13 protein-coding genes are annotated in these 15,442 nt (G+C 48.6%); 1 reads left to right on the forward strand and 12 read right to left on the reverse strand.

The annotated features are described in order from the left end of the window. Positions 1-49 precede the first annotated feature (49 nt). The 12 genes from AB3N00_RS14520 to purM all read right to left on the reverse strand — a co-directional run bounded on the left by AB3N00_RS14520 (position 50) and on the right by purM (position 14,941). A complete protein-coding gene (locus tag AB3N00_RS14520; RefSeq protein ID WP_413035117.1) occupies positions 50-1,420 on the reverse strand; it encodes an extracellular solute-binding protein in 1,371 nt (456 codons plus the stop codon). Between the two features lie 305 nt (positions 1,421-1,725). After that, a complete protein-coding gene (locus tag AB3N00_RS14525) occupies positions 1,726-2,334 on the reverse strand; it encodes a GNAT family N-acetyltransferase (RefSeq protein WP_413035118.1) in 609 nt (202 codons plus the stop codon). Continuing rightward, positions 2,334-3,626, reverse strand: coding sequence for a threonine ammonia-lyase IlvA (gene ilvA, locus AB3N00_RS14530; protein WP_413035119.1), 1,293 nt, complete (start codon positions 3,624-3,626; stop codon positions 2,334-2,336). The genes AB3N00_RS14525 and ilvA overlap by 1 nt, the downstream gene beginning before the upstream one ends. Before the next feature lie 62 nt (positions 3,627-3,688). After that, complete coding sequence (locus AB3N00_RS14535; protein ID WP_413035120.1) at positions 3,689-4,579, reverse strand: alpha/beta fold hydrolase; 891 nt, start codon at positions 4,577-4,579, stop codon at positions 3,689-3,691. Positions 4,580-4,889: 310 nt separating this feature from the next. Further along, positions 4,890-5,495, reverse strand: coding sequence for an alpha/beta hydrolase (locus AB3N00_RS14540; RefSeq protein WP_413035283.1), 606 nt, complete (start codon positions 5,493-5,495; stop codon positions 4,890-4,892). Between the two features lie 14 nt (positions 5,496-5,509). After that, positions 5,510-6,460, reverse strand: coding sequence for a ring-cleaving dioxygenase (locus AB3N00_RS14545; RefSeq protein ID WP_413035121.1), 951 nt, complete (start codon positions 6,458-6,460; stop codon positions 5,510-5,512). A 254-nt stretch (positions 6,461-6,714) separates the two neighbouring features. Continuing rightward, positions 6,715-7,797 carry a hemolysin family protein gene (locus AB3N00_RS14550; protein WP_413035122.1) on the reverse strand — a complete coding sequence of 361 codons (1,083 nt, stop codon included), beginning with the start codon at positions 7,795-7,797 and terminating at the stop codon, positions 6,715-6,717. A gap of 176 nt (positions 7,798-7,973) precedes the next feature. Continuing rightward, positions 7,974-9,314, reverse strand: coding sequence for a hemolysin family protein (locus AB3N00_RS14555; RefSeq protein ID WP_413035123.1), 1,341 nt, complete (start codon positions 9,312-9,314; stop codon positions 7,974-7,976). A 698-nt stretch (positions 9,315-10,012) separates the two neighbouring features. Further along, entirely contained in the window at positions 10,013-11,278 is a 1,266-nt protein-coding gene (gene purD / locus AB3N00_RS14560) for a phosphoribosylamine--glycine ligase (RefSeq protein ID WP_413035124.1), read from the reverse strand. 121 nt (positions 11,279-11,399) lie between these two features. Further along, on the reverse strand, positions 11,400-12,947 hold the full coding sequence (purH, locus tag AB3N00_RS14565) for a bifunctional phosphoribosylaminoimidazolecarboxamide formyltransferase/IMP cyclohydrolase (RefSeq protein WP_413035125.1): 1,548 nt from the start codon (positions 12,945-12,947) through the stop codon (positions 11,400-11,402). 336 nt (positions 12,948-13,283) lie between these two features. Then, positions 13,284-13,901, reverse strand: coding sequence for a phosphoribosylglycinamide formyltransferase (gene purN, locus AB3N00_RS14570; RefSeq protein ID WP_413035126.1), 618 nt, complete (start codon positions 13,899-13,901; stop codon positions 13,284-13,286). After that, positions 13,901-14,941, reverse strand: coding sequence for a phosphoribosylformylglycinamidine cyclo-ligase (gene purM / locus AB3N00_RS14575; RefSeq protein ID WP_413035127.1), 1,041 nt, complete (start codon positions 14,939-14,941; stop codon positions 13,901-13,903). Before purM ends, purN begins: the two co-directional genes overlap by 1 nt. A gap of 204 nt (positions 14,942-15,145) precedes the next feature. Here purM and AB3N00_RS14580 point away from each other — a divergent pair, with 204 nt between their 5' ends. After that, a complete protein-coding gene (locus tag AB3N00_RS14580) occupies positions 15,146-15,304 on the forward strand; it encodes a hypothetical protein (RefSeq protein ID WP_413035128.1) in 159 nt (52 codons plus the stop codon). The last annotated feature ends 138 nt before the right edge of the window (positions 15,305-15,442 follow it).

The raw sequence follows: 15,442 nt of genomic DNA on the forward strand, positions 1-15,442 counted from the left end.
AGCACTTCCCAATGTCAGTGCTTTTTTGAAACTGCTATGTGGTTTTTTATCAATTGAGACTTTTGGACGGAAGCAACGCTTCAGTAAGTCCCTCTTCATCCGTTAAATAGGACATGTACTGCTTCAGACTTTCTCCGAAACGGATCTGGGTTTGCATGGAAATCGACAGATCGCGATACGTCGTATATTTGGAACTATAATCTCGATGAAGCTCCAACCTGGACGGTTTGTTTTTAAGCTCTACGGAAAACGTTTCCGTAATATATCTGCTTGCAGGTAAACTGTATGTGTGCTGCCTGATATAGGTCTGTGCCTCGTCTGAAGTGAGATAATTCACAAAGCAGGCTGCCGTATCCTTATGGCTCGATTCTGCACTGAGAGCAAGGGCTGTAGACAGAAGGAGTGTCCTATCATTCTTAAAATGTGGCAGCTGAGCGATATCAAAGGAAAAATTTGCATTCTTCAGCTCGTTCAGCATGTAATATGTGGTTAGCATGACCGATACCTTCTGCTCCTTGAACAATTTCTCAGCTTCGAATTCACCTTGAGCCAGGGCAAGCGGAAATATTCCTTCCTCTGTCACAAGATCCCTGAGCCAGCGTAATCCTTCTGTGGGCAAGGTAGTTCCGTTCTGAGCTGGATTGTAATCGAATGAAGAAGAATCGTCCTCATTTTGCATCCAGAAAATTGGCCACCGGTTCATGGAAAATAACTGAAATGCGATGCTGTAGCGATGAGGCGCCTTGAGCTCTCTGAGCAGTGTTGCCAGCTCATCCCAGCTCCAGCTGCTGTTTGGTTCTCCAAGTCTTTTCTCCCTCAGATGCTCCTTGTTGTAACACAAAATAACGGGTGAGTACACGAAAGGCTGGGCTGCCAAAACACCGGATTCCTTCTCAAAATAAGGTGTGAGAAAAGGATATATATTTTCGTGCCGTTCCTGGTCGACAAACAAATCAAGGTAATTTTTTTCCTGGAATTGGTACATATCCTGCAGGTTGATGGTTAACGCATCCACAATCCCAAGTTTGATGAGATTGGCGATACTGTCTGAATTCATGTAAGGAAGCTCAATCGTTTCCACATGAATATGTGGATGTTTCTCGTGGAATCGCTTAATTAGTTCCTCCATCCCCGCTTCCATATATAACGAGGGATATACGCCAAAACGGATGGTTTCCTTGGCAATAGGCTTTGCCACCTGTGTGCCTACCCGAGGAATTTTAATAATCAATCCCTCTTGAACAAGCTCATCCAGAACGTACCTTACGGAATTTTTGCTTAGTTTGTACAGCTCTGTTAGTGCCAACTCGGAAGGCAAGTATTCTCCCGGACTGTAAGCTCCGGAGTTAATTTTTTGCTTCAGATCGGCAGACATATGTCTGGTTTTGGTCTGAAAAGTATGACGATCTATTTTCGCCATTGGCCGTTCCACCTATCCTCTTCATCTTTTTATGTTTAGCTGTAATGAATCTATTTCCTAATTATTATTTTTTATTATACCAGATATGAACCAGTTTTCCACTCTGTGAGTAAATTAATTCATTTTAAGATTCTGAACCAGGCATTGAATCGAGAACGTAATTCCGCTGTCGAAGAGTGGCTGGATCAAAAAGTTCCGACCATGGACTATACCGGATTCTGAAGCGTTAATCCCATGAATGTTGTATTTGATCGAAAAAACAAAACCGCCACAGGATAAGCTCCTATGGCGGTTTTTCGTTGCGATCATACCTGTTGCAGCGGCTTGATCATATGGTTATATTCATGTCCTGCAATCACGAGTACATCGTCCTTCGTGTATCCCTGCCGTTCATACAGCATCAAGGCACGCCCATTATCGCGTTCAACAATAAGTGCTGCTTGAGTGTGTCCGAGTTCCCTTCCCTGCTGCTCAAAAGCAGCCATCAGGGCTCGCCCGATGCCCTGTCCCTGATACTTTTCACTTACCGACAATGTATCCAGATAATACTCACCGGGACGGGTTTCTTTGACCAATACATACTTCTCATCCTGGCTGCGTCCAGGCCGATCCAGAATCGGCTGGTCCAGACGATCCGCCTCACTGCCGTCATAGGCTACGAGAATTCCGGCAACTTCCTCACCTTGTACCATCACCGTTACATGACGATAGCTAATCCGGTTATCCTCCTGCATATAAAACTGCTGTAGAATTTGCATCGCCTGCTCATGATTGGCCTCACCCGCCAGAGCATATGCGATGTCTCCAATCGCCTGATAGAGCAGCGGGATGACCTGATCTGCATCCTCTCTGCGAGCTGGGCGCAGCTGGAACTGGGGCTCATTCGTATTTGGCTGCATTATGGAATGATTCATCAGATTAACATGTTGAACAGGTTCAGGTTTTTGTTCAGCTCGGTATAGGCAATGCCTTTGCGATTCATGCGTTCAATCAGAGGCTGATAATCTTCCTTGTACATCAGCTCAATGCCAACCAGGGCAGGGCCATTTTCTTTGTCGTGCTTCTTCGTATACTCAAAACGGGTGATGTCATCGTTCGGGCCGAGCACTTCCTCCAGGAATTCACGCAAAGCGCCTGCGCGCTGCGGGAAGTTGACCATGAAGTAATATTTCAAGCCCTCATAAATCAGGGAACGTTCCTTGATCTCCTGCATCCGGTCGATATCATTGTTCCCGCCGCTAATTACGCAGACAACAGTTTTGCCTACAATTTGCTCGCGGTATTGCCCCAGTGCGGCAACAGCCAGTGAACCGGCAGGTTCGACCACGATCGCATTTTCATTATATAACTCCAAAATGGTGGTGCAGGCTTTGCCTTCAGGCACTTTCACAATATCATCCAGCGTGCTGCTGCAGATGTTGTAGGTCAGATCGCCTACCCGTTTCACCGCAGCTCCATCCACGAATTTATCGATATCATCCAGCGTAACAACCTGTTTGCGGAACATGGCCTCGCTCATTGAAGCTGCGCCAAGAGGCTCGACACCAATCATGCGCGTTTCCGGGCTGACCGTCTTCATGTAGGTTCCGACCCCAGCAGCGAGCCCCCCGCCGCCAATGGTGACAAATACGTAATCTGCATTCTCATCCAGACTCTCCATGATCTCCATCGCTACGGTACCATTGCCTGCAATAATCTTCGGCTGATCAAACGGATGAATGAACGTCATGCCCTGTTCGTCACATGCACGCATGGCTTCTGCATAAGCATCATCATACGTATCCCCGATCAATACCACTTCCACGTTGCTGCCGCCGAAGCGCCGTACCTGTTTCACCTTCTGATTCGGCGTGGTGCTCGGCATGAAGATTTTGCCGTTAATTCCGAGCGCATTACAGGAAAAGGCAACACCCTGGGCATGGTTGCCTGCACTTGCACAGACAATGCCTTTCTCCATCTCATCCGGGGTCAAACTGCGAATCATGTTGTAGGCACCACGGATTTTGAAGGAGCGCACCACTTGCAGATCTTCCCGCTTGAGATACACATTGCAATTATATTTGGCCGACAAAACAGCATCGCGCTGCAGTGGCGTTCTTACAATAACTTCACGCAGCACATGATGTGCGCGTACGATATCTTCCATGCCAACACCGGCATGGCCGGAAATTTTGTTTCCCGTTGATTCTTGTTCCACTGGTTTCATCTCTTCTCCACACTCCGCTTGTCTTGGTTGGCAATGCAAGCATTGCTTTTTTATTTATTGTATCACTTTTGCCCTGCGCTTGCGCCTCGGGGTGAATCATTTGCCATTCGCAATATCTCATCAATAATAATCTGTGGTTCGCTAAATATGACCATGTGACCGGATTGATCCGCTTCAATCCAATTGGCATTGGCGAGCCCGTCAACGGTCTGTCGGTGAGCTGATACAACGGCAGGTCTTATTTTTTGCTCTCCCTTGCCCGCTTTTGTACCTGAGATGATACTGACTTCCAACCCCCCCAGCTCAAGAGGGGTATGTCTTAGTGAGGCCAGATCATTCAGAAACGGTACCGACTCTGCGGCCATCGTTCGTGCCGCCTGTACTGTAAAGTCTTCCTTGTAATGGTCCTGCGCAACATCCTCCGGTTGCACAAGCCCGAACTTGCTGCCCATTTTTCGATACATACCTGTACGTGCCATCAAGGGCATTAAAAAACGGTTCATGGCAAAACTGGCTCTGGCCAGAGCTGAGAAATACAACTCACAGTTCTCGTCCGAAGGATCCACCAGAATGATTCCTCGAATACGCGACAGATCTGCAGCAGCTGCGGCCCTTACAACCGGACCTCCCCAGCTGTGTCCCACCAGAATAAACGGACCTGGTCCGAGTTCGGTCAACAGATCTCCCAGATCATCTGCCAACCTGCGCAGATTCCGCTGTTCCGAATCGGCCTCACTCCGGCCTAGACCCGAGCGGTCATAAACGACAGACTGTGTCTGCTCAGCCACGTGTGGTGCCACGAGACCCCACGTGGATCTGGAGAAGCCCATCCCTGACTCAAATACAATGGTCGGTTTACCGGTTCCTTTGGACATATAATGAAGTTTGCGGCCATCACGTGTCTGAAAAAATGCACTTGAACCATACGAGTGGTTGGAATGATTAGAGTTCATGGTCTCCTCCTGATTACGCACATCGTCATTTCAATAACGTTCTAATTGAAAATGATTATCAATTACTTAAGTATAGGGTATACCCTCCTGTAAAAGCAAACCAAAAACCCGAACCATTTAAGGATCGGGCACCCTATTTTGGACTAATGAATCAGCCTCTTGAATTCAATACCGGCATTTGCATAACACCAGCCATTCATTCGTTTAATAAGCAAAGAAGGACAGCCTGATCCTTTCAGATCAAGCTGTCCTGTTGTCTTAGCCGATGCAGCCTTGCTCCGGATTCATCGCCCAAATCCCTAAATGAGGCTTACGCCTGGGATTTAAACCATGCTGCCGCAGCTAGTGCTTCGGTACGGGTCAACTGGTGGCCTTGACGCTCCCAGTGAGTCTGTACATCTGCGCCTGCACCACTGAGGAGTGAAGCAAGTTCTTCCGTTTCCCGTCTCGGCACGATCGGATCGTTCTCTCCTGCACCGATGAAGACAGGCAGACCTTTAAGATCAGGCAGTTCCAGTCCGCGCAGTGGTACCATTGGGTGATGCAGAATGGCTCCTTTGAATACGTCAGCCTGATGGAACATCAGACTTGCTGCAATGTTAGCACCATTGGAGTAACCCAGTGCAAAGACATTGGAACGATCGAATCCATACTCTGCAGCAGCTGCATCCACAAACTCACCCAGCTCCGCTGTCCGTGCAATCAGATCCTCTTCGTCGAAGACCCCTTCGGCCAGGCGGCGGAAGAAACGGGGCATCCCGTTCTCCGACACGTTACCGCGTACGCCCAAGATACCTGCTCCTGGGGCAATCATCTCGCCCAGCCCAACCAGATCATTCTCTGTTCCACCTGTGCCATGAAGCAGCAGCAGTGTTGGGGAGTCAGGTTGTGCACCTGCTTTATAAATATGTTTCATCGTATTGGTCGTGGTCATGATTTGGACTCTCCTTTCCATTCACGTACTTCGATCGGTGGCAGCAGCTGTTCAATCTGCTCACGCTGTGGTTCATACCAATCAGGCAGCATCAGTTTCTCACCCATGCTCTCCTGTGGTTCATCCCGTGCAAATCCCGGAGGATCGGTAGCCAGTTCGAACAATATGCCTCCCGGTTCCCGGAAATACACGGCATTGAAGTACTGACGGTCAATTACAGGGGTTGGATGGTAGCCTGCTTTCTCCAGATCCCGCTGCATTTGTTCATGCTCTGTATAGTCTTTTGCACGCCAGGCAATGTGGTGCACCGTACCCGCTCCACCAATGCCCCGCTGGAATCCGGTAGATTGAACGTCGATGATTTGCCCGATGTCACCGCTCGCACGGAGGCGAATCAATCCATTCTCTTCCCCTACCTGTTCCAGGCCGAGCATTGAAACCAGTACGTCCGTGGTTTTCTCAGGAACATGGCTGAACAGTACTGCGCCGCCAAAACCTTTGATGGCATGCTCAGGCGTTACACCGTTGAATGTCCATTTACTTGGCTGGCCTTCTTCGCGTTCGACCAGTTCAAGCAGCAGGCCGCCTTTGTCGAAGAAGCGAATATATTGCTCGCCGAATCTTGTTTTATTTTCAAACGGAATATCGAAGGAAGCGAGACGTTCTTTCCAGAATGGCAGACTTCCTACCGGAATCGCATATACGGTTACCCCGGTCTGTCCGGAACCAATAACACCTCTCATCGCATTTTGGTGCGGGAAGAAGGTGATGATTGTACCTGGCGCTCCATCCTCGTTTCCGTAATACAGATGGTACACATCTGGTGCATCGAAGTTAATTGTTTTTTTCACCAGTCTCAGAGCCAAAACCCCTGCATAAAAGTCAACATTTTTCTGTGCGTCATCTACAAAAGCCGTAACGTGGTGGATACCTGAAGTTCTGAACATAATCTCCACTCCCTTGGTTTTATTTTTATCATGGTTGGTTTTAGCAGCTAGTTATTCATTGTGGTTTGTTTTTTATTTATCTTTAATTTAAGATTCTTTAAATTTATATTAATCCATTGGCGATCGAATTGCAAGCTTTTGTTTTAAAATTAAGATTGTTCTGCTGTTGATATTGTTAAGACTTTGTTAGGAGAAAACAAAAACGAAAAAACAGGTTCCCGAATGAATCGGAAACCTGCTCTCTTGAGTCCTATTTAAGTCAATTTCAATCTCTTAGGTGGATTCACCAGATCCTTGCGGTCATATTCGTCCCGAATATCCCCTACGATTTCTTCCAAAATGTCCTCCATCGTAACCAGACCTATGGTTGCACCCTCTTCATTACTCACAATCGCCATATGCACACGACTCTGCTGCATTTGGATCAATACATCTTTAATCGGCGACTTTTCCGAAAAAGCAGGCATGTCATGAATGTAGGCATCCATGCTGAACGTTCTTCCTGCAGCAACACTGGTCAGCATTTCTTTCGTATTAATAAAGCCGATAAAGTGAGCCGCATCCCCATTGGCGATGACAGGGTATCTTGTATATTCATGCCGGTTCAGTACTTCAATAACCTGATCAAGCGGCATTTCCTTATTCAGCGTAACTATTTTTTCTTTACGAATCATGATTTCCTGAAGCAGACGCTCATCAAACGCAAAAATGTTTTTCAGATAGTCCAGCTCGGTCTGATTGATCTCCCCGCTCTCATAACTCTGGGCTACAATCAGCTTCAGCTCCTCCTCGGAGTGAACGGTATCGTGTCCGGCAGGCTTGATGCCAAAAATACCGAGCAGCAGCCGTGCAGCTCCATTGAGTGCATAGATAAACGGATTCATGATCTTACCAAACCAGTACAGCGGCGGTGCGAGCATAAGTGTCATTCTTTCTGCAAATTGAATCGCCAGCGTTTTGGGTGCGAGCTCACCAATAACTACATGCAGAAATGTGATGATCGCCAGGGCAATCCCGTAGGAAAGCACTGTGGACACTGCTGCCGGCACTTCAAGGCGCTCAAACAGCGGATGCAGCATTTTTTCAACCGTAGGTTCACCCAGCGCCCCCAGAACGAGAGCCGTAATGGTGATACCCAGTTGACATGCCGACAGGTAATAGTCCAGATTGTGAGCCACTTTCTTCGCCATGGCCGCCTTTTTGTTGCCTTCCAAGATCAGCTGATCAATTCGTGACATCCGCACTTTCAGAATGGCGAATTCAGCGCCGACGAAGAAGGCTGTGAGCCCTATAAATACGGCTACTAAAAATAAATTCAATGCTATTATTCCGTCCAATGATTTCCCTCGGGTGAGGGATTCACCTCCAAGTTGAACATTTTAATGGTTATAAATTTCAGATGAATCTTACATTGGTCCACTCCGATGACAGAACAACCTTCCGATCGCTGTTATCCCCAGGTTTTTCTGTCCCCTACACTACTACGCAGCCATATTAATATATAGAAACCGATTTAGTTCGCCAGATCGCTCGTTGCTTCTTCAACCCCGGCTCCACTCACTCGTTCAAGTAGAACCTGCTTAATGTGATAATTGTCGGTATCCACTACGGTCCAGACATAATCACCGTGTACCACCGTATCACCATTTTCCACACCTACACCCTTCTGGAACTGAATCCAGCCGGCGACGGTATCCATCTCTTCGTTACCTTCAAAAATCAGTCCAAACTGCCGTTCCACTTCATCCAATAGTACACGGCCGTTAATGAGATATTGATTCTCTCCGGTCTCCTGAATGTCGGCCACTTCATCCGCATCGAATTCGTCACGGATTTCACCGACAAGCTCCTCCAAAATATCCTCCATAGTGAGAATACCCGAGGTACCGCCGTATTCATCCACCACCACAGCCATGTGCACACGTTCCTGCTGCATCTTGATCATGGCTTCCTGGATCCGTGTAACTTCGGAAACGAAAGGAATTTCACGGACAAAATCGGCGAGTTGGTATTGCTTTTGGGCAACCATGTCAGGCAGTATCTTTTTGACATTGACCATACCGATAATTCGGTCCTTATCCCCTTCCTCAATGACAGGGTATCGGGAATAGTTATGCTCATCGAGTAACGGAATGATATCGTCGTAGGTCATTTTCTGATCAAGTGTCACAAGCTCCGTCCGCGGAACCATAATATCCTTCGCAACCCGTTCATCAAACACAAATACGTTTGCCAAGTAAGACAGCTTGGTTTGATTGGTCTCGTCACCTTCATAACTCTGGTTCATGATGATTTTGATCTCATCCTCAGAGTAGGCTTGATCATGTTCTGCAGGTTTCACACCGAACATCCGCAGAAGGACACGGGATGCACCATTTAGCGCCCAAATAAAGGGATACATCACTTTCCCGAACCAGTAAAGTGATGGTGAGAGCATCAGTGTCAATTTTTCCGAAAATTGAATCGCCATGGTTTTGGGTGCCATTTCACCAACAACCACGTGAAGGAACGTCACGAGGATAAAAGCGATGGCATAGGAGGCAACAGACGAAATCGATGGCGAAATACTCAGGTAATCAAATACCGGATATAACAGCCTCTCGACGGTCGGCTTACCTAATGCTCCAAGTCCAAGAGCCGTTACCGTAATACCAAGCTGACAGGCAGACAGATAGTAATCGAGATCTGAAACGACCTTTTTGGCGAGTACAGCCTTTTTGTTACCTTCGGCAACCAGTTGATCCACTCTTGATGTACGAATCTTAACTACCGCAAATTCGGATGCCACAAAAAAAGCGGTCAATGCAATCAAGAGAACAAGTAATGCTAAATTCAAGATGGTAATTATGTCCAATGATTTCCCCGATTCTCAGGGATTCACCTCCAGAAATAGTTACAGCGCTGCTCGTTAACAACGTTAACGGTTGCACGGCTGATTGTTGTTGAATTGGGCGTATGCATCTATGAGATCAATACATGATATAGATTGTCTATGCTGCATACAGACCTTGTAAGTTGCAAAACAGGAATTCAGGATGAAGTTAATCACAACAAGAAACCACTTCACTTTATTAGGGCTAACCCTTATGCTGTCAGGCTGTTTCTCCGATTTACTCCACCTTAATTCTCCATTTGGACAGTTTACAATATCGCCTTCCCAATAGATATCCACCTCCCCTCTTGCTCATTCCTGTTTCAGAAAAGTATAACATGTTCTGATCCAAACCATCCAGTTGCACGTCATGGTTTGATCACCTTCATCGTATATTAATGAATATTTTGTTCACAAATAGCTTTATTCATGTAATCGAGCAAATTGTATATATCCAATAAGTGCCTTCGAATCAGGCAAAATACAGCGATAAGTTACTTATATTTCTAACAACTTTATGTATAGAATAGACCAATTTTATAACACTACTACCCGTGGAGTTAACCAGCTGAAACATATTTTTAATAAGATTAACAAACCAAAAAGCCCGTTGAATGAATGCTATGCTTCGATCTGAAGGCATTCGTTCAACGGACTCTATGTTCCTTATTCAATTATACTTACACCAAAGCTTTGGCAGCAATATCCGAACGCTGATGTTTACCTTCAAAGCGGATTCGTTCTGCCTGTTCATATGCTTTATTTCTCGCTTCCGCAATATCGGCTCCAAGACCCACAACCCCAAGAATACGTCCACCACTCGTGACCCATTCTCCAGATTCGCTGCGTGCCGTTCCTGCATGGAAAACGACAGCGTCGCTAACTTGATCGAGCCCTTCAATGGCTACACCTTTTGCATACGGTCCCGGATATCCTCCGGACGCGAGCACCACACAAACAGCGGCCTCTTCACTCCACTCAATTTCAATGTCTGCCAGTTTACCATGAACAGTGGCCCAGAAGATATCGAATAGATCCGTTTTCAGGCGCGGGAGTACGACCTGTGTCTCGGGATCACCAAAACGAGCGTTAAATTCAATCGTTTTGGGTTTGCCATCCGGTGAAATCATGAGTCCGGCAAACAATACGCCGCGGAATGGACGTCCCTCGGACACCATCGCTTTGGCCGTTGGTTTGATGATCGTTTCAACGGCCTCTTCAATAATTGAATTCGGGATATGTGGCAGTGGTGAGTATGTACCCATACCACCGGTATTAGGCCCCTGATCATTGTCGAAGACCGGCTTGTGATCCTGTGCAGCAGCCATTGGACGAACCGTCTCACCATCCACAAAGGCCAAAATGGACATTTCCTGACCTGCGAGGAATTCCTCAATGATGACTTTGGCGCCAGCTTCCCCAAACACTTTCTCCACCATAATACTGCGCAGCGCCTGATTTGCTTCCTCGCGGGAATAAGCTACGGTTACGCCCTTGCCAGCTGCCAAACCATCAGCTTTGATGACAACGGGAATCGCCTGAGCATCCAGATAAGCCTGTGCCTGTTCGTAATTGTCGAATTTCTCATAGGCTGCAGTTGGGATATTGTACTTGTGCAGCAGGTCCTTCATGAACGTTTTACTGCCTTCAATCTCCGCTGCATTGCGACGTGGTCCGAAGACCGGGATGCCTGTGGAATCAAACGCATCCACAATCCCGTCCGCCAGCGGATCATCCGGCCCGATCACCACGAGATCCACCTTAAGTTCCACGGCGAGAGCCTTCAATTTATCGAATTCATTCACTGCAACCGGGTGACACTCGGCGAGCTGTGCAATGCCTGCATTTCCCGGCGCACAGTGAATCTTGCCTGCTTTCGGACTTTTCGCCAGCGCCCAGATGATCGCATGTTCCCGGCCGCCGCCACCCACTACCAGAATATCCATTCGTTCCGTTCCCCCTCATGAATTTCAGGATTCATTTCAACATTCTTTCTCAATAGCTGAAAAAGAGGATGAACAAGCTTATTCGCTTGTTCATCGACGTGTGATGCTTTGGTTTTGACGCTTAGTGTTTGAAATGACGGACGCCTGTGAAGACCATCGCAATGCCATACTCGTTAGCCACTTTGATGGACTCTTCGTCCTTAATGGAACCACCTGGTTGGATCACAGCTGTAATTCCTGCCTTCGCTGCCAGTTCCAGCGTATCACCCATCGGGAAGAATGCATCGGATGCCAGAATGGCACCTTTGGCTTGCTCGCCAGCTTGTTCAATGGCAATTTTGGCTGCACCTACGCGGTTCATTTGTCCAGCACCTACGCCTACCGTCATGTCATTCGCCGCAAGCACGATCGCATTGGACTTCACGTGTTTAACGACCTTCCAACCAAACAGCAGCTGTTTCAATTCTTCTTCGGAAGGCGCACGGTCTGTAACCACCTTCAGTTTACTCGCTTCAATGGAATGTACATCGCTCTGCTGTACGATCATACCGCCATCAATAGATGTCACTACGAATTGGCTCTCCCGATTGCGAGCTGCGCTCAACTCGCCGGTTTTGAGCAATCGGATATTTTTCTTCTTCGTCAGGATATCAAGTGCCTCTTGCGTAAAATCAGGAGCCAGTACGATTTCCAGGAAGATCTCGCTCAGTTTGGCCGCTGTATCGCTGTCGATAATGCGGTTGGCTGCGACGATACCACCAAAGATGGACGTTGGATCAGCAGCGTACGCTTTGCTGTAAGCTTCGTAGATGCTTTCGCCAATTCCCACACCGCAAGGATTCATGTGCTTAACTGCAACAACAGCAGGCTCTTCAAATTCTTTTACAATCTGCAATGCTGCATTGGCATCGTTGATGTTATTGTAAGACAACTCTTTGCCGTGCAATTGCTCGGCTGTTGTCAACGTATCTTGTGCTGCAAGCGGTTTACGGTAAAATGCCGCCTGTTGGTGTGGATTTTCGCCATAGCGCAAATCCTGGAGTTTTTCGTAAGTCACCGTCAGACGCTCTGGCAGCGGATCGCCGTTCAGGTTGGAGAGATAATCAGAAATAACTGCATCGTAAGCCGCCGTATGGCGGAAAACTTTTGCCGCAAGCCGTTTGCGTGTTTCCAGTGTGGTATCCCCACTGCTGCGGACTTCTTCCAACACTTTGCCATAATCTGCAGTGTCTACAACGACACTAACAAAGGCATGGTTTTTGGCAGCGGAGCGGAGCATTGTTGGACCACCGATATCGATGTTCTCGATTGCATCTTCATACGTTACGTCCGGCTTTGCAATGGTATCCTGGAATGGATACAGGTTCACGACAACCAGATCAATATAACCCAGTCCATTCTCTTCCATCTGGCGTTTATGCTCTTCGCTGTCACGAACAGCCAGCAAACCACCATGAACTGCCGGATGCAGGGTTTTGACACGTCCGTCCATAATTTCCGGGAAGCCAGTCACATCCGAAATACCGATGACGGGCACGCCCTCCTTCGACAACAGGCTGCTTGTACCTCCTGTCGAAATAATCTCCACTCCCATTTGCGACAGCTCGCGGCAAAAGTCCACGATGCCTGTTTTATCCCATACACTGACCAAAGCTCTTTTGATACTCACAATATGCTCCTCCTTTAATGTCCCATGGCCCCGCGTTTCATGACGAAACACAGCCGATTTATTTCCCGAGAAATATCACAAAATGCGTACCAATTTTCGACTTCTGTTATACAAGTTGAACCAAGATGTTTACACGGGACACTCCGATGACAGAACAACCTTCCAATCGCTGTTATCCCCAGATTTTTTGATTCCCTTTTCTTAAAGGGAAAATCCGGTGATAAAGCGTATGCTTACGATGCAGCTTTCTTTCAGAAAGCTTTTAGGCGAACGCTTCGCTTTTTCAGGTTTTTTCTGTCCTCTCCGTTAATGTGTAAAAAAAATTTTCAACTTATATCAATCCGGTTTCAGCACCGTAACCTGACGGCCTTCCAACTGGACCAATCCCTGAGCGAACCAGGAAACAACTTCCGGGTACAACTGCTGTTCTGCAGCATGAATGGAGCGGCTGATCGATTCAGCCGTATCCTCTGGCAGTATAGGTACAGGATGCTGAGCAATAATAGGCCCAGTGTCCATCCCGCCATCCACAAAGTGCACCGTTACTCCGGTAACTTTAACGCCATAGTCCAACGCCTGGCCGATCGCATCCTTGCCTGCGAATGCTGGCAGCAAGGATGGATGGATATTAATCAACCGTCCTGCATACCGATCCACTACGACAGAAGTCAGCAATCTCATGTATCCGGCAAGGACAACCAGATCAATATTTTTGGATTCAAGCACTTCCACGATTTCGGCCTCGTAGGCCTCTCGGGAATCATAATTTTTCGGTGTGAACAGATGGCAATCCACGCCTGCATCCTGGGCCCGCTGCACAACGCGTGCAGCCGGCTTGTCGCATACCAGCAGATCTACGGATGCATCCAGTCCTCCGTTCCGTGCTGCATCCACCAATGCCTGAAAGTTTGACCCTTCACCAGAGGCAAATACGGCAATCCGGTAGTTCGCCATTAAACATCCGCTCCCGTGAAGGTTACTCGTGCATCTCCTTCAGTCACACGTCCAATGATGTACGCTTCTTCACCAGAGGCTTTCAACTGCGCCAGAGCTTCACTTGCGTCTGCTTCGTTCACAACCAGCACAAGTCCGATCCCCATGTTAAACGTGGTGAACATATCGCGGTTCGAGACCGATCCTTTCTCCTGCAGCAGGCTGAAGATCGGCAGAATCGGCCATGAGCCGTAATCAATATCTACATTGACGCTGCCAGGCAGCATCCGTGGAATATTCTCGATGAAGCCTCCACCCGTGATGTGTGCCATGCCTTTAACGTTGACCTTTTCCAGCAGGGACAGGAGTGGTTTCACATAGATTTTCGTTGGCTCCAGAAGTGCATCACCCAGCTTGCCGCCCAGTTCGGTTACTTCATCATGCAGGTCCAACCGGGCTTCCTCCAACAAAAGTCTGCGTACCAGCGAGAATCCGTTGCTGTGTACACCGCTGGAAGCCAGTCCAATCACCGTGTCGCCTGGAGAGATGGTCGTACCGTTGATGATTTTGGCTTTGTCCACGATCCCCACCGTAAATCCGGCTATATCGTATTCCCCTTCGCTGTACATGCCCGGCATCTCAGCTGTCTCGCCGCCGATCAGTGCACAACCGGACTGGTGACATCCTTCAGCAATTCCGGCAACGATAGCTTCGATCTTCTCGGGGATGACTTTGTCACATGCCAGGTAGTCGAGGAAAAAGAGCGGCTCAGCGCCCTGCACCACAATGTCGTTCACACACATGGCCACGGCGTCGATTCCAATGGTATCGTGACGGTCCATGGCAAACGCGATTTTCAGCTTGGTTCCTACGCCGTCAGTACCGGAAACGAGTACCGGCTCATCATATTTATCTTTGTTCAAACCGAACAGGGCTCCGAATCCACCCAGATCTGTCATCACTTCCGGACGGAAGGTACGCTTCACGTGTTTTTTCATCCGTTCAACCGCTTCATTACCTGCCGCGATATCGACGCCGGCCTTTTTATATGCTTCGGACAAGTGGAATCACTCCTCAATGATTTTCGCCCCTCCTAAATCCTCCCACCCGGGAGGACCCCAAAGGACCTTGGCAGGCCCTCTGGACACCCGCCAAACAAGCGGTGCTGAGGTGGCTGGTATGATCTTGCTATGATTGGTTCGTTCATGTCTCGCGTGTTTGTTCGCCATGCCGCTGGCTTTTAGCCGCGCCTAGGCGAACCACGCTTGGCTGCGCTGCGGGGCAAGCCCGCTTGGGCAGCTGCTTCGCCTTGCTGCCTGGCCCCTGTTGCTCCGCAAGGCGGGGCTAAGGACTCGGGCGGTGCACCGCGGCAGCTGCTTCGCTGCGCTGCCCAGGCCCCTGTTGCTCCGCAAGGCGGGGCTTAAGGGCTCGGGCGGTGCACGGGGGCAGCTGCTTCGCTGCGCTGCCCTGGCCCCTGTTGCTCCGCAAGGCGGGGCTAAGGGCTCGGGCGGCGCACGGCGGCAGCTGCTTCGCTGCGCTGCCCTGGCCCCTGTTGCTCCGCA

It is taken from the genome of Paenibacillus xylanilyticus, from assembly GCF_047246825.1.
GTDB classification, from domain to species: Bacteria; Bacillota; Bacilli; order Paenibacillales; family Paenibacillaceae; genus Paenibacillus; species Paenibacillus xylanilyticus_B.